The following is an 18,281-nucleotide window of genomic DNA, read 5'->3' as shown; positions in this document are numbered from 1 at the left end:
AAAGCCGGGGCAAAACCCCGGCTTCTTCGTCAGACATTACTGTCAGATTATTAGAACTTTACGCCGACACCAACCTTGACGCTCTGCTCGTCGTAACCGCGCGAGAAGTTGCCAGAGTCGAGGCCGAACTTTTCCTTGCCGTAGTCGGTGTAACGATATTCGATACGAGCCGTTACGTTGCTAGTGATGAAGGTTTCAGCACCTGCACCAACCGTGTAGCCAACAGCGGTCTTGCTGTCAGACGAGGTATCGTCGGAGAGCTTGTTCTGGCCGATTGCCAGACCGGCCGTGCCGTACAGCATGAATGGGTTGAAGTCGTAACCGAGACGACCGCGAACCGAGCCGTTGACGCCGTTCTTGGCAGTCAGGCCGTTGCGGGTCGAGTCGATGCCAGCGTAACCAAGGTCGGCTTCAACACCGTATACGATCTGGCCCTGCTGCCAGTTGTAACCGGTGAAGGCCTCGCCGCCGAAGCCGTAGCCATTGCCGTTGCGGCTGAAGTGACCCTTGTTCCAGTCGCCGGCACCACCGATGTAGAAACCAGACCAGTTGTTGACGGCTGGAGCCTCTTCCTGTGCAACAGGCGGCTGCGGAATCTGCTCTACGGCATCAGCTGCATAAGCTGCATTGACGCCGCCGAGAGCGAAAGCGGAGACCATGAGGGTCTTAATAAGAGTACGCATACTTTTCTCCTTTCAGGCTCGTGTTCCTGGTCTACTTTTGTCGACTTCGGAGTGCCACGAGCAATTACAAAATGTCCCTCCCGGATCGACACTGAAATTGGAATGCAAATGAGGAATTCGAAGAGCTAAATTATGATATCATTGTGGCACAGGCGTGGCTGAATTTCGATGTTGCTTCAGCGCAACAGAGGAATTGTTAACCATAACGAATGGTTAAAGCGGGTATACTTATTTTTATCCAAATATATCTAAAGTTCTACATAGATCATCTTCGCCGCTTGTCTTGCAGAAGCACCATTTTATATGGTGTATCGACGCCCTATATGAGCTTCAGTTGGATAACGGCGAGGAAAAGGCAGCATCTTGAACCAGGAAAAACTACGCACTGCGCTGATAACGGGTGCATCCAAAAGAATAGGCCGCGCAATGGCCGAGGATTTGTCGGCGAACGGCTTTGCGGTGGCGCTGCACGCCAACCGATCGTTCGCCGAGGCAGCCGAGATCGTGGCAACATTGCGGCAAAAGGGCAAAAAGGCGATTGCGATCAAGGCCGACCTGCAAAATTCGGCGGAGACATCGACGCTGATCAAAAGGGTCGTTTCGGAGCTCGGACCGCTGGATTTGCTCGTCAACAATGCCTCGGTTTTCCAGGGTGATTCCGCCGACCGATTCGACGCCGAAGCCTTTGACGCCCATTTCGCCGTGCATGTCCGCGCGCCCTCGATCCTCGCAGCCGATTTCGCACGCCAGCTTCCGGACGGCATTCCTGGGCTGATCGTCAATATAGTCGACCAGCGCGTCTGGGCGCTCAACCCGCGCTTCTACTCCTATACACTGTCGAAGGCGGCGCTTTGGACGGCGACCCAGACGATGGCACAGAGCTTCGCGCCGCGCATCCGCGTCAATGCCATTGGCCCCGGCCCGACGGTGCGCAGCGTCCGGCAGACGGAAGAGGACTTCCAGGCGCAGATCGACGGGCTCATATTGAAGGCAGCGCCCGGGCTCGAGGAATTCGGCCGCACCGTCCGCTTTCTTTTTGACACGCCTTCAATCACGGGCCAAATGATAGCGCTCGATGGCGGCCAGCACCTTGCCTGGGAAACGCCTGATGTGGCGGAGAGCATGGAATGAACGGACGAAAGCTGCCCGACGGCGGCATTCTCTATGACGAATCAGAAGACATTGAAGACGACATCGAGGTGGAAGGCGATGCCGGCGCCTCCCCTGTCGCGCCCGTCGACTGGAATGAGGGCGGCAAGAACGAAACCGGCCTCACCGGCGCGGAGCTGATCGCCGAATTCGTCAAGCGGCTGCCGAACAATCCCGGCGTCTACCGCATGTTCAACGAAGACGGCGACGTTCTCTATGTCGGCAAGGCACACAACCTAAAGAAGCGTGTCGCCAATTATGCGATGGGGCGGGTGCATTCCAACCGTATCGCCCGCATGGTGCGCGAAACCGCGAACATGGAGTTCGTCACCACCCGCACCGAAATAGAAGCGCTGCTGCTGGAAGCGAATCTGATCAAGCGCTTGCGGCCGCGCTTCAATGTGTTGCTGCGGGACGATAAATCCTTTCCTTATATACTCATCACCGGCAACCATCGGGCACCGGCGATTTTCAAGCATCGCGGCGCGCGGGCGCGCAAGGGCGAGTATTTCGGCCCCTTCGCCTCGGCCGGCGCCGTTGGCCGCACGATCAATTCCCTGCAGCGCGCCTTCCTGATCCGCACCTGCGCCGACAGCGTCTTCGAAACGCGTACCCGTCCCTGTCTGCTCTACCAGATCAAGCGCTGTTCCGGGCCTTGCACTCACGAAATCAGCGACGAGGGCTATGCCGAGCTGGTGCAAGAGGCGAAGGATTTCCTGTCCGGCAAGAGCCAGAACGTCAAGGCGCATATGGCGGAGGCGATGAATGCCGCCGCCGAAGACCTCGATTTCGAGCGCGCCGCCGTTTTTCGCGACCGGCTGGCGGCGCTGTCGCATGTACAGAGCCATCAGGGCATCAATCCGGCCGGCGTTGAAGAGGCCGATGTCTTCGCCATCCATCACGAGGGCGGCATCTCCTGTATTCAGGTGTTCTTCTTCCGCACCGGTCAGAACTGGGGCAACCGCGCCTATTTCCCGAAGGCCGACCCATCGCTTTCAGGCGCCGAGGTGCTGAATTCCTTCCTGGCGCAGTTCTACGACGACAAGCCGGTGCCGAAACAGATCCTGCTGTCGGAGACGGTCGAGGAGATCGAACTGCTAGCGGCGGCGCTTAGCGAGAAGGCGGGGCACAAGGTCTCTATCCTGGTGCCGCAGCGCGGCGAGAAGCGGGATCTGGTCGATCACGTCGTCGCCAATGCCCGCGAAGCGCATGGCCGCAAGCTTGCCGAGACGGCTTCGCAGTCGCGGTTGCTCGTGGGCTTCAAGGAGACCTTCCAGCTTCCCTACGTGCCGCAACGCATCGAGATCTACGACAACTCGCACATCATGGGCACGAATGCGGTCGGCGGCATGGTGGTGGCCGGGCCGGAAGGCTTCGTCAAAGGCCAGTACCGCAAGTTCAACATCAAATCGACCGATATCACGCCCGGCGACGACTTCGGCATGATGCGCGAAGTCATGACAAGGCGCTTCTCCCGGCTGCTGAAGGAAGAGGGTAAGCCGGACCGCGGCCTCGACGCGGAAGCCCCCTCCACCGAAGCCGCGGATCAGCCCTTCCCCGCCTGGCCGGACGTCATCCTCATCGACGGCGGCCAGGGGCAGATGACGGCGGTACGAGCCATTCTCGAAGAGCTTGGCATCACCGACAGCGTGATCGCCATCGGCGTCGCCAAGGGCGTGGACCGCGACGCCGGGCGCGAGCGCTTCTTCGCCCCGTCCCGCGACAGCTTCACCCTGCCGCCGCGCGATCCCGTGCTCTACTTCATCCAGCGCATGCGCGACGAGGCGCATCGCTTCGCCATCGGCTCGCACCGGGCGCGGCGCAAGAAGGAGATGGTCAAGAACCCGCTGGACGAAATCGGCGGCATCGGCCCTTCGCGCAAGCGGGCGCTGCTCCAGCACTTCGGCACAGCCAAGGCCGTGTCGCGCGCCGCCCTCTCCGACCTGATGGCGGTCGAAGGCATATCCGAAACCGTGGCCCGACAGGTCTATAATCATTTTCACGAGGACGCCGCGAAATAGGAACGGCGCGTCGCAAATTCCACGCAATAGCGACGAAAAAACAGAAACAATATTGACGGTAAGGTCCTCAAACCATCATCTAGGACATGATCTCAAAAAGTGCGGAGCGGTTTTTGGACAAGATCATGCTAAATCAAATGACTGGAACGAGATGGCGTCCTGAGGACAAGTCCATCTTGGTTCAGTGAAACAACCGAAACGAAACGATTTCCATGGCTTCGCGCGCATATAGCATCCCCAACCTGCTCACCTATGGCCGCATCCTCTGCGTACCGTTGATCGTCCTGTGCTTCTTCGTCGAAGGCAGATTGGAGGGATCCGATTTTGCGCGATGGGTAGCGCTCTGGATCTTCGTCATCGCCTCGCTCACCGATTTCCTGGACGGCTATCTTGCACGCATCTGGAATCAGACCTCGAATATCGGCCGCATGCTCGACCCGATCGCCGACAAGCTGCTGGTCGCCTCAATCCTGCTTCTGGTCGCCGCCGACGGTACCATCGCCGGCTGGTCGCTCTGGGCGGCAATCATCATTCTGTGCCGCGAGATCCTGGTCTCGGGCCTGCGCGAATATCTGGCGGCGCTGAAGGTCAGCGTGCCGGTAACGCGCATCGCCAAATGGAAGACGACCGCACAGCTCGTCGCCATCGCTTTTCTGCTGGCTGGGCCGGCGGGCGACAAGGTGCTACCCTATACGACGGAGCTCGGCATCGTCCTGCTCTGGATCGCGGCGCTGCTGACGATCTACACTGGCTACGATTATTTCCGGGCCGGCGTGAAGCATATCGTGGATGAAGAATGATGACGAAGCTCGTCTATTTCGCCTGGGTGCGGGAGCGGATCGGCAAGGGAGAGGAAGAGATTTCCCTCCCCGCCGATGTGATCACTGTTGGCGATCTCCTGAATCATTTGAAGACCTTGGGCGAGGAATACGAGACGGCACTTCAGTTTCCCGATGCAATCCGTGTCGCCATCAATATGGAACATGCCGATCACGACGAACCGATCGCCGGTGCCCGCGAAATCGGTATATTCCCACCAATGACGGGTGGGTGAGTGTCATGGCAACCGAGCCGCTCGTCAAAGTCCAGCGTAAGGATTTCGATCTCCAGACCGAGATCGATCGCCTGACAAACGGCCGGCGTGATATTGGCGCGGTCGTCACCTTTTCCGGGCTCTGCCGGGACGAAGGCGGGATGCTGAGCGCGCTTGAGCTCGAACATTATCCCGGCATGGCGGAAGCGGAGATCACCCGCATCGCGACGCTCGCCATCGAGCGCTTCGACCTGCGTGGCCTGACCGCCATTCATCGCTACGGCAAGATTTCCCCCGGCGAGAACATCGTCCTCGTCATCGCCGCCGCCCCGCATCGCCAAGCCGCCTTCGACGGCGCCAATTTCGTCATGGATTTCCTGAAGACTTCCGCGCCTTTCTGGAAGAAGGAACACGCCAAAAACGGCACGGAAGGCGACTGGGTTTCAGCCAAGGATGCTGACGATACCGCGCGAAACAAATGGGCCGGCGGCAAATAGGCGCTTAGTGCGTTTTTGCGCAATTCCGGACGAAAAACCGCTGTGCACTTTTCCTGGAATTACTCTACGGGACCACGCGCTCGCGCCGGCTTAGCACCAGCAGCAGGACGAGCAGCGAGAAGATCACGAAATCACGCCACAGGAACGGGCCATAGGCACCCCATAGGGTCTCGAACAGGCCGAGCAGCGCCGCGCCGCCCGCCGACTTCAGCGGATCGGAATAGCCACCGACGGCGGCGATCAACAGCACCTTCAGTCCAAACATCAGACCGGCGCCGAAATCCATCGTGCCGTAATAGGAGGTCGCCAGCAGGCCGCAGACAGTGGCGACCAGGGCGGAGGCGACATAGGCCAGAAGAAAGACGCGATTGGCGCTTGTGCCGCAAAGCTCGGCGGCCAGCGCATCATCCGTCACCGCCCGCCAGATGCGGCCCCATCCGGTATATTTGAGCACATAGGCTCCACCGAGGATCATCAGGATCATCAGCGCCGTGTTGATGAGCTGGATCTTGGTGAGCGTGACACGGAAATCGCCGCTGTCCCAGAACACGATCATCTCGTTGAGGAAGGGCGGCAGCCAGATGCCGCGCGTGTTGGAAGCGAGCCGCGCCGTCTCCATCAGGATGATCATCATGCCGAGAGCCGCAACGATGACCGTGTTCGGCGACTTGCGCGATAGCGGCAGCATGATGGCGCGGCCGACGAGAAGGCTGGTTCCCAAGGTATAGGCGGCGGCGATGGCCGCGCCGAAAGCCAACGCTGCCGGCAGGATCAGGATGAGCCTCGTATAGCCGACGTCGGTAAACAGGACGAGCATCTGACCGGCAAAGGCAAAGAGCGCGCCATAGGTGATATCAGCCCGCTTCATCACACCGAAGGCAATGGCATAGCCGAAGGCCAGCGCGGCATAGAGCGCCGCAAGCGGAACGGCATTTGCCAATTGCTGCAGGAGATAGGCCATCGATCCTCCGACCAGTTGATAAATAGTAACTGGTAAAAGCAATTTTACCAGTTATAATTTCGCCATGAGCTTTTCCTGGACCCCGCATCGTTTTTCCGGTGGCGCGCTGGCGCTGGATGTCGCCAACAGCGTCATTCTGCGCCATGACGACGAACGACGCACCGACCGCTTCGAGGCGCCGGGGCAGATGGAGAGTTTTCCAAAGGCAGCCGCGAATTTCTGTGCTGAGCGGGCGCTGTTCGGCGACATCCTGCCGGTGAGGCAGGAAAACAAATCCGACTTCATCGCGCTCCGCGAAGCGATAGACCGTTATTTTCGCGCGCGCGTCCTTGATCGCGGTGCCGATGCGCTGCTGGCCGACTTGCTGGAAGCGCTGTCGAAAGTACTGAGACATGCCGCCTCTCCCGATGGGCTCGATGCCGCGACGGCGCATTCCACCCTGCGGCTGATCGCGATGTCCGACCCCGAGCGCATGAAGATCTGCCGCAATTGCGGCTGGCTGTTCATCGACCGCAGCAAGAACAAGAGCCGGGCCTGGTGCGACATGGCGGTCTGCGGCAACCGCGCCAAGGCGAGCCGGCATTATCGCCGCAAAAAGGAGAAGAGCACGCCATGAGGACCGGGACGATCGTTTTGATGACGGCAATCGCCGGGCTGACCCTTGCCGGCTGCCAGCGAGAGCCGGAAAGCGGGCCGACCGAACTCAGCGGCCGGCTCTTCGTCTTCAACTATCGCGTCGCCAGCGCCACCTACATGATCACGCTGAAGAAGATCGCGCCGATCCCGGAGGGCACGACGGCTGTCGCGGAATTCGAAAACCCGGCGGGCGGCGATCCCCTGGTGGTGCGGCAAAAGATCTTTACGTTCTGGGACAAGATCACACTCGAAAGCCCGGATCTGCGCTGCGTACGCAAGGATCGGCCCTATTCCGTCTCAATCAGGCTGGTCGATGCCAGCGACAAGACGATCCAGACCATCAAGACCGAGGTGAAATCGGATCTCGACCAGACCGTGCTGCCGACGAAGCCGTTGGTGGTCGGCCCGGTCTACACCGAAAATCCGGATGTCTTCAAAGCTGACGGCAGCGCCGATTATGGGCACGATACCGCTTGCCCGGCATGAAAAAGCCGAGACACAAGGTCCCGGCTTTTTCTCAATCAATTCAGTCTGTTCAGCGCTTCGGCTGAAAGGCTGATTCAGCCAACGATTTCGGTTTCGGAGAACCAGTAGGCGATCTCGACGGCAGCGGTTTCCGGAGCGTCGGAGCCGTGAACGGAATTTTCGCCGATCGACAGGGCATGGATCTTGCGGATCGTGCCTTCAGCAGCGTTTGCCGGGTTGGTTGCACCCATGATTTCGCGGTTCTTCAGGATGGCGCCTTCGCCTTCCAGGACCTGAACGATGGTCGGGCCGGAGGTCATGCCTTCAACGAGCTCGCCGAAGAAAGGACGTTCCTTGTGAACGGCGTAGAAGCCTTCGGCTTCGCGCTTGCTCATCCAGACGCGCTTGGAAGCGATGACGCGCAGGCCATTGTCTTCAAAAATCTTGGTGATGGCACCGGTCAGGTTACGCTTGGTTGCGTCCGGCTTGATCATCGAAAAAGTGCGTTCAATCGCCATGGGGTCAATTCCTTGTATTCAGAGAAAAGTGGGCGGTCTTTACCCGCCCCACAGCCTGAAAACAAGGGGCACGCGCCAATTTCACGCCGTTGTCACAGTCCGGACAGGCGATTCGCGGCCTGGCCAGCAGAGGAACGACAATCCCATCAGCAAATTTCGTTGATGCCATCGGTCCCATTTGCTCAATTCTATTCTAGGCTTGCAGCAAAGCTCTTGGAGGAGAACCAATATGCTCAGACACTTCGGAATGTTCGCCCACTACAATCGCTGGGCCAATACCCTGCTATACGATGCCGCCGCTCAGCTCAGTGATGCGGAATTTCACGAGAGCCGCGGCGCTTTCTTCGGCTCCTTGCGCAACACGCTCAACCATCTGCTGGTAGCGGATCGGATGTGGATGCACCGTTTTACCGGCGCCGGCGAGGTCGCAGCGATACTGAACGCCATCCCGCATGACGCTCTCGCCGATCTCCGTGCCGCACGCGAGGCCGAGGACCAGCGTATCATCGATTGGGTCGAGACACTCGACGATGCCCAGCTTGCAGCAGACATCACCTATTCGCCGGTCACCCGGCCAGGCGCCATTACCCATCCGTTGAGGGCTGCTGTCGCACAGTTGTTCAACCACCAGACCCATCATCGTGGCCAATGTCACATGACGCTGACAGCCTTGGGCAAACCGTCGCTGGAACTCGACCTGATCTACTTCCTGCGTGGCGAAGGAAGACACTGGATGTAAAGTCAAAGGCGAGCCATTGGTCCGCGATTGCAGTCGTGCATTGTCGTGCCGTCTAATTTTGATGCAAGATCACACCGATAAGACGTTTCGTTCATGTTGCCTTAACCTGCGAGCCTGCAAATTGGGGAGATATATCAGCCGGGTGGCAAATCAGAGAGCAGGCATGAAAAGTTCGAAGGCAAGTGTTTCGACATATTCCATCGACAGTGACAATGGCGAGGCGGTGACCGAGCTTGAGACGATCGGCCACCACATGGCGAAGCTCAAGGTCAAGAGCCTGCCGCGAAACTACCAGCTCTTCCATGAGGCGCTTTACGGTCATGATCGCGGGATCGCCAGCGAGATTGAGGCACTTGGCCCTACCCCGTCGCAAACCAAACTCGATGATATCGGCTTGAAGCATCACCTCGTCAGCCATTGCGGCCTGGTCGCCCGGAAATCCGAGAGCGATGCGGCCGAGATGCTGCGCGACGTGGCCAATCAGCTGGCCGAAGGGCTGAGGAAAAAGCAGCATTTCACCCGCGAGATCGCAACGGCGTCGCAGGTCGACGACGCCATGGACTGTCTCAACGCCTCGCTCAGCAATCTGCTGCTTTACGAGACCGAGTTGACCGAGCGCCTGCGAGATTGCGCCAACCTGCCGGTGCAAGCACGCAACACGCACGCCTAAGGGCTTACGCGCTCTTGCCTTCGGCGCGGAGTTCGGCCAAAACCGCGCCATGATTTCCATTTCCGACCTTTCCGCCCGCATTGCCGGCCGCCTCCTCATCGACCAAGCCAACGTGACGCTTCCGGCGGGCACGAAAGCCGGGCTTGTCGGCAAGAACGGCGCTGGCAAATCCACGCTGTTCAGGATCATTACCGGCGATTTCGCCGCTGAAAGCGGTTCGGTCGCGATCCCGCGCAACGCCCGCATCGGCCAGGTGGCGCAGGAAGCGCCGGGCACCGAAGAACCGCTGATCGAGATCGTGCTGAAAGCCGACAAGGAGCGCACTGCCCTGCTCGCGGAGGCCGAGACGGCAACCGACCCGCACCGCATCGCCGACATCCAGACGCGGCTTGCCGATATCGGCGCCCATTCCGCCGAAGCGCGCGCCGCCAGCATTCTGGCCGGTCTCGGCTTCGACCATGAAGCGCAGCACCGCCCGGCTTCCTCCTTTTCCGGCGGCTGGCGCATGCGCGTGGCGCTTGCGGCCGTGCTGTTCTCCGAGCCAGACCTGCTGCTGCTCGACGAACCGACCAACTATCTCGATCTCGAAGGCACGCTCTGGCTGGAAGATTACATCCGCCGCTATCCGCACACGGTCATCATCATCTCGCATGACCGCGATCTCTTGAACACGGCCGTCAACGCCATCGTCCATCTCGACCAGAAGAAGCTCACCTTCTATCGCGGCTCCTACGACCAGTTCGAGCGGCAGAAGGCAGAGGCCGACGAGCTGCAGACGAAGGCGAAGGTGAAGAACGATGCGGCGCGCAAGCACCTGCAGAGCTTCATCGACCGCTTCAAGGCCAAGGCAACGAAGGCACGGCAGGCGCAGTCTCGCGTCAAGGCGCTGGAACGCATGGGCACGGTCGCCGCCGTCATCGAAGATCATGTGATGGGCTTCAGCTTTCCCGAGCCGGAAAAGCAGGCGGCCTCGCCGATCATCGCCGTCACCGGAGGTGCTGTCGGCTACGAGCCCGGCAATCCGATCCTGAAGCGCCTCAACCTGCGCATCGACGCCGATGACCGCATTGCGCTCCTCGGCTCGAACGGCAACGGCAAATCCACCTTCGCGAAATTCGTCTCCGGCCGTCTCGATGCCGATAGCGGCGACGTGAAGCTGGCGCCGAACCTGAAGATTGGCTTTTTCGCACAGCATCAGCTCGACGACCTCGTGCCGAACCAGACCGCCGTCGAGCATGTGCGCCGCCGCATGCCGGATGCGACGGAGCCGAAGGTGCGCGCCCGCGTTGCACAGATGGGGCTTGCGACGGAGAAGATGGATACGCCGGTCAAGGATCTCTCGGGCGGCGAGAAGGCGCGGCTGCTGATGGGCCTTGCCGCCTTCGATGCGCCGAACCTGCTGATCCTCGACGAACCGACAAACCATCTCGACATCGACAGCCGCAACGCGCTGATCCAGGCACTGAACGATTACCCCGGCGCCGTCATCCTGATCTCGCACGACCGCCACCTGATCGAGGCGACTGTCGATCAGCTTTGGCTGGTGCGCGACGGCACGGTTTCCACCTTCGACGGCGACCTTGAAGAATATCGCAGCCTCGTCATCGCTAGCCCCAAGGCCAGGGACGATAAGGCCAAGGCGAATGGCACAGACGATTCCGTCTCCAAGGCGGATCAGCGCAAGCTCAATGCCGACCGCCGTGCCTCGCTCGCGCCACTTCGGAAAAAGATCAACGAAATTGAATCCTTGACGGCCAAGCTGGAGAAACTGATTCAGGCGCTTGATGTGGAACTTGCAGATCCTGCGCTCTACGAGAAGGCGCCCGCCAAGGCCGCCGACAAGGCCAAGCAGCGTTCCGACGCGGTGGAGAAGCTTGCCGCCGCCGAGGAGCAATGGCTCGAGCTTTCCTCGGAATATGAAAGCGCGATGGCCGGCTAGAACGGTTGTTTCTAGAGCTGTTCGGGCACTGATCCTAACCGATCATTAACCATAATCGAGGAAAATACGCTCAATATTCAAACACATATATTGAGCGCTCCCGATGACCTACCGTCTTCTATTGGCCGGCCTTGCCGTGTCCCTATCCCTTGGCGGTTGCGCCACGAAGCCAGGGAACGAGGCGTCGTTGAAGACGAGCTTTGCCGCCGAGGAGCAGCAGCACAAGGCGTTGAAGGCCAACGACCCCATTGAGATGGAACCGACCAAATGGGCGAGCGCCGACGTTGAGACGAGCGACAAAGGTCGCTCTCACACGCTTGCGGGGCGGACGCTGGAAGTTTCCTCGCTGCACGACCTGAAGCTCGACGACAAGGAAGTCATCCTGAGCTTCGACGACGGCCCTGCTCCCGGCAAGACGGAGCGCATTCTCGCAACACTCGACAAGTTCGGCGTCAAGGCGACGTTCATGATGGTCGGCGAGATGGCGCAGGCGCATCCGGAGACGGCGCTCAAGGTCGTTGCCGCTGGCGAAACCATCGGAAGCCACACGTTTCGTCATCCGGATCTCGACACTATGAGCTTCGACATGGCGATGGCCGAGATCATGCGTGGCAAGAATGCCGTCGCCAAGGTCGTCGGCACGGACGTCCCCTTCTTCCGCTTCCCCTACCTTGCCGATTCCAGGCGCCTGCGCACGGCCGTCACCATGCGTGATCTCGTCATCATGGATGTGGATGTCGACAGCAAGGACTATTTCACCCTGTCGCCCGCCGCCGTCGCATCGCGTACCATGAACGAGCTGCGCAAGCGCGGCCGTGGCATCGTCCTGATGCACGACATCCACCAGCGCACAGCCACCATGCTGCCGGCCCTTCTGACCCGCATGGAAAAAGAGGGCTACAAGGTCGTGACGCTGAAGTATAAAGCCGCCCCCAAGCCGACTTCGGATCTGGTCGCTCAGGCCGATATCAAGATGGTGCGCTGAGGCGGACGGACACCGGAAATCTGTATGACGGCATGCACTTGGGGAAGCACGGTTGCTTCTCCGGGTGCATTTTGATTTGTTTATATGCGATTCACATCATCAATAGCGTATCAGGTATCTTATGCATCTCCATCTCGAGCACGACGACGATCCCCTCACCCTGCAATTCGTCGCCGAGAGGAATGCACAGTCGGAACGTTCCCTCCTGACGCCCGAATTTGAGGCCGACAGCGCGGCGATCAAGGCGATGATCGAGCGCGAGGACCGGCTGATCCAGCCGGTTCGCCGTGGCAAGTGGCTGTTTGATTTCCACCGCAGCGCGGATCATCCCCTTGGCGTGTGGCGGCGACTTCCGGCCGACCTGGACCCGGTGCCCGGCGCTCCATGGGAGCCGATCTTCGATCTCGACGCCTTCTGCGCGTTGGAGGACAAGCTCTGGATCTGGCGCGGCGCGATCACCTGCCCCTGGGAACCGACGCGGGTGCTGATCTGTCTTTCCGATGGCGGCTCCGATCTCGGGCGGCTGCTGGAGTTCGATTGCGAGACCAAGAGCGTCGTCGAGGGCGGCTTCGATACGCCGCCGGCACGTTGCCATGCGACCTGGCTCAGCCGCGACGAGATCGCCTATTTCGGCTCGATCGACCGCCTATCCGCAACGCGCTCCGGTTGGCCTCGCGTCGGCCGCCGCCTGAAGCGCGGCCAAGCGCCGGCAAACGCGCCGCTGCTCTACGCCACCGCCGATACGGACGTCTACGGGTCCTGCGTGGTCATCGATCCGGTGCTCTCCGGCATTACCAAGAAGGGCGCGGCCAAGCCGATCCGCCTGTTCATTACAGGTCATGAGATCGGCAGCTGCAGCGTCTTCGTCAAGGATCCGGACTTTTCCCTGCGACGGATCGATCTGCCGAAGGAAATCGATGTCCAGTTCAACTATTCCTATTGCCTCTGGCTCGCCAAGACCGATGAGCGCATACCCGCCGGCGCTCTGGCGCTGCAGCCCTTGCCGCGACAGGCCGGCGATATCAGCGCCGAGGCGACGCGCATCCTGTTTTCGCCTGATGAGCGGCAATCCGTATCGCAGTTTCTTTTGATGCGCGAATGGTGCGTCTTTGTCGTCTCCGACAATCTGCAGCCCCGTCTTTTCGTCCTAGACCTGACCAAGCCGGATGCGGAGATCCAGGAGATCTCGCTGCCAGCGGATGTCGAAACGGTTGCGCTGCAGCCGCTCTATGCCGAGCTGCATCTCGGCGACGACACCCTGCAAGTCTACGGCGAAGGCTTCCTGCAGCCGCCATCCTGCTATCGCCTGGAGCTTTCCAATCGCAAGAAGCCGCTTGAACTGGCTCGCGCCGCCGGCTCGCCCACCTATTTCGACAGCGACGGCATGACCTCCGAATTGCTCGAGGGCACATCCGAAGACGGCACGAAGGTGCCATACCGGCTGGTCTTGCCGAAGACGTGGACAGAGGGCGAACTGCCGGTGCTGATGTATGGTTACGGCGGCTTCGACGTCTCGCTCAGTCCGAATTATTCGGGCGTCATCGGCCGCTGGCTGGAACAGGGTGGCGCCTATGTGCAGGCCTATATTCGCGGCGGCGGTGAGCTTGGCCCGAACTGGCATCGCTCCGCCAAGGGCCATGGCCGCCACAGGGCGTTTGCCGACTTTGCAGCAGTCGCCCGCGATCTGGTCGCGCGCGGCTATACCAAGCCATCGCGCATCGCGGCCAATGGCGGCAGCAATGGCGGCCTTTTGACCGGCGCGATGCTGACGCGCTATCCGAGGGACTTCGGCGCGATCTGGTGCCAGGTGCCGGTGCTGGACATGACCCGCTTCCACACCTTCCCCGCCGGGCAAGCCTGGATCGACGAATACGGCAATCCCGACGACCCGGCGGACCGGGATTACCTGCTCTCCTATTCGCCGCTGCACAATCTGAAGCCGGCTACGGACCTCACCTATCCGCCGATCTATATCGAAAGCTCCAGCAATGACGACCGGGTTCATCCCTCGCATGCCCGGCGGTTCGCGGCACGGATGGAGGAGCTTGGCCACCATCCGCTGTTCCACGAATTCGGTTCGGGCGGCCATGGCGGCGATGGCGCTTCGAGCGATCTCGCGGCGCGTATCGCCCTGGGATACAGTTTCCTCCGCGAGACGATCATGAAACCGGACGAAGCCTGATTTCGATCCTTTCGGGGTCCCGCGGAAATCAACGGTTGCAGATCTTCAGGTGCGCTTGAAACGCATCGAGCGACATGATTAGTTGCATCGTGATCACGAAGAGCGGGCCAACCCGCCCGCTCGTATCCTGGGGGGAGAATATAGATGGATCGTCGTTCATTTCTGAGGAAAGCCGGCGTGGCCGGTGCGGGCTCGGTTGCCGCCGCGGCCCTTGCGGCTCCGGCCATTGCTCAGAGCATTCCGAAAATCAACTGGCGCCTGACGTCATCATTCCCAAAGTCGCTCGACACGATCTATGGCGGCGCGGAAGTGCTGTCGAAATACGTCTCTGAAGCGACCGACGGCAATTTCACGATCCAGGTCTTCGCGGCCGGCGAAATCGTGCCCGGCCTACAGGCCGCCGACGCGGCCTCTGCAGGCACGGTCGAAGCCTGCCATACCGTCTCCTATTATTATTGGGGCAAGGATCCGGTTTGGGCGTTGGGAGCGGCCGTTCCCTTCGCGCTTAATGCCCGTGGCATGAACGCCTGGCAGTATCACGGCGGCGGCATCGACCTGTTCAACGAATTCCTGGCAACGCAAGGGCTGATCGGTTTTCCCGGCGGCAATACCGGCGTGCAGATGGGCGGCTGGTTCCGCAAGGAAATCAATACGGTCGCCGATCTCAAGGGCCTGAAGATGCGTATCGGCGGCTTTGCCGGCAAGGTGGTGGAGCGCCTTGGCGTCGTGCCGCAGCAGATCGCCGGCGGCGACATCTATCCGGCGCTGGAAAAGGGTACGATCGACGCAGCCGAATGGGTTGGTCCCTACGACGACGAAAAGCTCGGCTTCTACAAGGTCGCGCCCTACTATTACTATCCCGGCTGGTGGGAAGGCGGCCCGACGGTCCACGTCATGTTCAACAAGACGGCCTATGATGGCCTGCCGAAGGCCTATCAATCCCTGCTGCGCACCGCCGCCCAGGCGACCGATGCCAACATGCTGCAAAAATACGACTACCTGAACCCGGCGGCCATCAAGCGCGTCGTCGCCGAAGGCGCCAAGCTGCGCCCGTTCAGCACGGAAATCCTCAATGCCTGCTTCGAGAAGTCGAACGAGGTCTATGCCGAAATGGAAGCCTCGAACCCGACTTTCAAGAAGATCTGGGAATCGATCAAGGCCTTTCGCGGCCAGCATTACCTCTACGCCCAGGTCGCGGAATACAGCTACGACGTCTACATGATGACGCAGCAGCGCGCCGGGAAGATCTGATCTTCGCCCACCGTCAAACGAAAACCCCGGAGTGTTGCTCCGGGGTTTTTCTTTTTGAAGGCATAAAGAGCGGCGGCGCTCCCCTCATTTAAACGATGGCGGCTGGCTGAGGTCATTGGCGGGCGGATTGGCCTGCCCGCCATTCTGACCGGCAGGCTTATCATCCAGCGAGCTGCTGCCTGGGAGCTGCAAGCCTGGCAGGCCGAGGCCGCCGCCGTTGTCCTGACCGGGGGTGCCGAAACCCGGCACGTCGATCTTGATCGTGTTGGGATCGATGCCCGTGCCTGAGCCTTTGTAATGCATGACCATCTGCGGGAACATGATTGTCAACGCCACCATCACGATCTGGATACCGACGAAGGGCACCGCTCCCCAATAGATCTGCCCCGTTGTCACCGGCGCCGTGTTCTTGCCCGTCACCTTGTCGAGATAGGGCACCTTTGCCGCGACCGAGCGCAGATAGAACAGCGCGAAGCCGAAGGGTGGATGCATGAAGCTCGTCTGCATGTTGACGCCGAGCAGGACGCCGAACCAGATCAGGTCGATGCCGAGCTTGTCGGCGGCGGGCGCCAGCAGCGGCACGATGATGAAGGCCAGCTCGAAGAAATCGAGGAAGAAGGCCAGCACAAAGACGAGCAGGTTGACGGCGATCAGGAAGCCGACTTCGCCACCCGGCAGCGACACCAGCAGATGCTCTACCCAGACATGGCCGTTGACGCCGTAGAAGGTCAGCGAGAACACCCGCGAACCGATCAGGATGAACAGCACGAAGGACGAAAGCCGTGTCGTCGACGCCAGCGCCGAGCGGATGACGTCCATGTTCAACCGGCCCTTGCCCGCCGCCATGATCAGCGCGCCCACCGCCCCCATCGCACCGCCTTCGGTCGGTGTTGCGATGCCGAGGAAGATGGTGCCGAGCACGAGAAAGATCAGCGCCAGGGGCGGGATCAGTACGATGATCACCTGCTGCGCCAAGCGCGACATCAGGTTGAACTTCATCGTCTTGTCGATGACGGCGATGGCATAGATGAACGCGACACCAACGGTTGCACCGAGAATGTCGGCGTTTTCGCCGTAGATCGGTGTCAGGTAGACATGGGCGGCATAGGCAACGCCGGCGCAGACCAGCAACGCGACGAAGAGCGAGGTGACGCCGGAGCCGAGCGAGCGCGCCTCCTTCGGCAGCGCCGGCATGGAATTGGGCCGGACAATCGACATGATCAGCACGTAGCCCATGTAGAGGCCGGTCAGCACCAGGCCCGGGATCAGCGCACCGGCATACATGTCGCCGACCGAGCGGCCGAGCTGATCGGCCAGCACGATCAGCACCAGCGACGGCGGAATGATCTGCGCCAGCGTGCCGGACGCGGCAATGACGCCGGACGCCACCCGCCGGTCATAGCCATAACGCAGCATGATCGGCAGCGAGATCAGACCCATGGCGATGACCGAGGCGGCAACGACGCCGGTGGTGGCGGCCAAAAGCGCGCCGACGAAGATGACCGCATAGGCAAGGCCGCCGCGGATCGGCCCGAAGAGCTGGCCGACCGTGTCGAGCAGGTCCTCGGCCATGCCGGAGCGCTCCAGCACGATGCCCATGAAGGTGAAGAACGGGATCGCCAGCAGCGTGTCGTTCGACATCACGCCCCAGAACCGATCCGGCAGCGCGTTGAGCAACGGCCAGGACAGGTTGATCGAGCCGCCGGAATAAGGCGCCAGCTCGACGCCGATCCAGAAGAACAGCAGGCCGTTGGCGGCAAGCGCGAAGGCGACGGGATAGCCGATCAGCAGGAAGATGACCAGCGAGGCGAACATGATCGGAGCCATGTTCACGGCAATGAATTCGATCATCAACGCACCTCCCCTGCATGCGTCTCGATATCGAGGGGCGCATGGGTCGGCACATAGGGTGTCGGGTCCTCCATATCGCCGCGCATGATGGCGATCTTCTTGATGATCTCGGAGACACCCTGCAGCGCCAGCAGAAAGAAGCCCGCCAGCAGCAATGCCTTGCCCGGCCAGATGACCAGGCCGCCGGCGCTGGAGGAAACCTCGCCGGACATGACGGACATCCGGACATAGGGCACGAGGTCATAGATCATCAAAAGCACGAAGGGCATGAGAAACAGGCAATGGCCGAGAAGGTCGATCCAGTGCTGCACGCGTCGCGACAGGGAACCGTAGACGATATCGATGCGGATATGCTCGTTCTGCCTAAGTGTATAGGCGGCGGCAAGCATGAAGGCGGCGCCGAACAGATACCACTGCGCTTCCAGCCAGGCATTCGACGAGATGTTGAACATCTTGCGGACGACGGCGTTTCCGGCGCTGACCAAAACGGCGACCAGGATGAGCCAGGAGACCGATTTGCCGATGACCTCCGTGACATGATCTATGAGCCGGCTGAAGCCGAGCAATGCTTTCATGATTTTTCCCCCCGCGGCAGTTTCTTCCCAGGATCCTTTCGCCGCGCACAGGCAGAGTGCCGATTTCACGCTGTCAATCAAGAGCCTAAGCTGGTTTTCCAAGTGTGATGATGGCAGGGTGAGCGT

18 protein-coding genes are annotated in these 18,281 nt (G+C 60.5%); 13 read left to right on the top strand and 5 right to left on the bottom strand.

The genetic code is table 11. The annotated features are described in order from the left end of the window. Nucleotides 1–50 precede the first annotated feature (50 nt). Nucleotides 51–683: an outer membrane protein gene (locus EX00_RS26900; RefSeq protein ID WP_047464790.1), complete on the bottom strand. Its 633-nt coding sequence runs from the start codon at nt 681–683 to the stop codon at nt 51–53. A 363-nt stretch (nt 684–1,046) separates the two neighbouring features. Between EX00_RS26900 and EX00_RS26895 the strand changes: the two genes are divergently transcribed. From EX00_RS26895 to EX00_RS26875, 5 genes are all read left to right on the top strand, one after another. After that, nucleotides 1,047–1,814 carry an SDR family oxidoreductase gene (locus EX00_RS26895; protein WP_047464787.1) on the top strand — a complete coding sequence of 256 codons (768 nt, stop codon included), beginning with the start codon at nt 1,047–1,049 and terminating at the stop codon, nt 1,812–1,814. Further along, entirely contained in the window at nt 1,811–3,853 is a 2,043-nt protein-coding gene (uvrC, locus tag EX00_RS26890) for an excinuclease ABC subunit UvrC (protein WP_047464786.1), read from the top strand. Before EX00_RS26895 ends, uvrC begins: the two co-directional genes overlap by 4 nt. A gap of 212 nt (nt 3,854–4,065) precedes the next feature. After that, the gene (gene pgsA, locus EX00_RS26885; protein WP_047464783.1) at nt 4,066–4,653 is read left to right on the top strand and encodes a CDP-diacylglycerol--glycerol-3-phosphate 3-phosphatidyltransferase; all 588 of its coding nucleotides are present in this window, start codon (nt 4,066–4,068) and stop codon (nt 4,651–4,653) included. Continuing rightward, nucleotides 4,653–4,907, top strand: a complete 255-nt coding sequence (gene moaD / locus EX00_RS26880) for a molybdopterin converting factor subunit 1 (RefSeq protein WP_047465180.1) — start codon at nt 4,653–4,655, stop codon at nt 4,905–4,907. Before pgsA ends, moaD begins: the two co-directional genes overlap by 1 nt. A gap of 5 nt (nt 4,908–4,912) precedes the next feature. Next, nucleotides 4,913–5,383: a molybdenum cofactor biosynthesis protein MoaE gene (locus tag EX00_RS26875; RefSeq protein ID WP_047464780.1), complete on the top strand. Its 471-nt coding sequence runs from the start codon at nt 4,913–4,915 to the stop codon at nt 5,381–5,383. A 64-nt stretch (nt 5,384–5,447) separates the two neighbouring features. Here the strand turns inward: EX00_RS26875 and EX00_RS26870 are convergent, their stop codons facing one another. After that, nucleotides 5,448–6,344, bottom strand: coding sequence for a branched-chain amino acid ABC transporter permease (locus EX00_RS26870; protein ID WP_047464778.1), 897 nt, complete (start codon nt 6,342–6,344; stop codon nt 5,448–5,450). 64 nt (nt 6,345–6,408) lie between these two features. Here EX00_RS26870 and EX00_RS26865 point away from each other — a divergent pair, with 64 nt between their 5' ends. Beyond that, nucleotides 6,409–6,960, top strand: a complete 552-nt coding sequence (locus EX00_RS26865) for a CGNR zinc finger domain-containing protein (protein WP_047464776.1) — start codon at nt 6,409–6,411, stop codon at nt 6,958–6,960. After that, nucleotides 6,957–7,466 (top strand): hypothetical protein, encoded by a 510-nt coding sequence (locus EX00_RS26860; RefSeq protein ID WP_047464774.1) that lies wholly within the window; start codon nt 6,957–6,959, stop codon nt 7,464–7,466. The genes EX00_RS26865 and EX00_RS26860 overlap by 4 nt, the downstream gene beginning before the upstream one ends. A 74-nt stretch (nt 7,467–7,540) precedes the next feature. On the opposite strand, the gene ndk is transcribed toward EX00_RS26860, so the two are convergent. Further along, nucleotides 7,541–7,963 carry a nucleoside-diphosphate kinase gene (gene ndk, locus EX00_RS26855; protein ID WP_047464772.1) on the bottom strand — a complete coding sequence of 141 codons (423 nt, stop codon included), beginning with the start codon at nt 7,961–7,963 and terminating at the stop codon, nt 7,541–7,543. A gap of 229 nt (nt 7,964–8,192) precedes the next feature. On the opposite strand from ndk, the gene EX00_RS26850 reads away from it, so the two are divergent. The 6 genes from EX00_RS26850 (at nt 8,193) to EX00_RS26825 (ending at nt 15,729) form a co-directional block, all read left to right on the top strand. Further along, nucleotides 8,193–8,702, top strand: a complete 510-nt coding sequence (locus EX00_RS26850; RefSeq protein ID WP_047464770.1) for a DinB family protein — start codon at nt 8,193–8,195, stop codon at nt 8,700–8,702. Nucleotides 8,703–8,865: 163 nt separating this feature from the next. Beyond that, nucleotides 8,866–9,372: a hypothetical protein gene (locus EX00_RS26845; protein ID WP_047464769.1), complete on the top strand. Its 507-nt coding sequence runs from the start codon at nt 8,866–8,868 to the stop codon at nt 9,370–9,372. Nucleotides 9,373–9,421: 49 nt separating this feature from the next. Further along, on the top strand, nt 9,422–11,311 hold the full coding sequence (locus EX00_RS26840; protein WP_047464768.1) for an ABC-F family ATP-binding cassette domain-containing protein: 1,890 nt from the start codon (nt 9,422–9,424) through the stop codon (nt 11,309–11,311). Between the two features lie 103 nt (nt 11,312–11,414). Further along, nucleotides 11,415–12,296, top strand: coding sequence for a polysaccharide deacetylase family protein (locus EX00_RS26835; RefSeq protein WP_047464767.1), 882 nt, complete (start codon nt 11,415–11,417; stop codon nt 12,294–12,296). Between the two features lie 121 nt (nt 12,297–12,417). Continuing rightward, nucleotides 12,418–14,478: a prolyl oligopeptidase family serine peptidase gene (locus tag EX00_RS26830; protein WP_047464766.1), complete on the top strand. Its 2,061-nt coding sequence runs from the start codon at nt 12,418–12,420 to the stop codon at nt 14,476–14,478. Nucleotides 14,479–14,622: 144 nt separating this feature from the next. Next, the gene (locus EX00_RS26825) at nt 14,623–15,729 is read left to right on the top strand and encodes a TRAP transporter substrate-binding protein (protein ID WP_047464765.1); all 1,107 of its coding nucleotides are present in this window, start codon (nt 14,623–14,625) and stop codon (nt 15,727–15,729) included. Between the two features lie 84 nt (nt 15,730–15,813). Here the strand turns inward: EX00_RS26825 and EX00_RS26820 are convergent, their stop codons facing one another. Together EX00_RS26820 and EX00_RS26815 are read right to left on the bottom strand one after the other, a co-directional pair. After that, nucleotides 15,814–17,580: a TRAP transporter large permease gene (locus EX00_RS26820; protein ID WP_047464763.1), complete on the bottom strand. Its 1,767-nt coding sequence runs from the start codon at nt 17,578–17,580 to the stop codon at nt 15,814–15,816. Beyond that, on the bottom strand, nt 17,580–18,155 hold the full coding sequence (locus EX00_RS26815; RefSeq protein ID WP_047464762.1) for a TRAP transporter small permease subunit: 576 nt from the start codon (nt 18,153–18,155) through the stop codon (nt 17,580–17,582). Before EX00_RS26815 ends, EX00_RS26820 begins: the two co-directional genes overlap by 1 nt. Nucleotides 18,156–18,281 lie beyond the last annotated feature (126 nt).

The sequence above is a fragment of the Martinezella rhizogenes genome, assembly GCF_000799715.1.
In the GTDB taxonomy this organism is placed as follows: domain Bacteria; phylum Pseudomonadota; class Alphaproteobacteria; order Rhizobiales; family Rhizobiaceae; genus Rhizobium; species Rhizobium rhizogenes_C.
The sequence above is the reverse complement of the archived record's forward strand: the minus strand, read 5'-3'. Positions and strand labels throughout refer to the sequence as shown.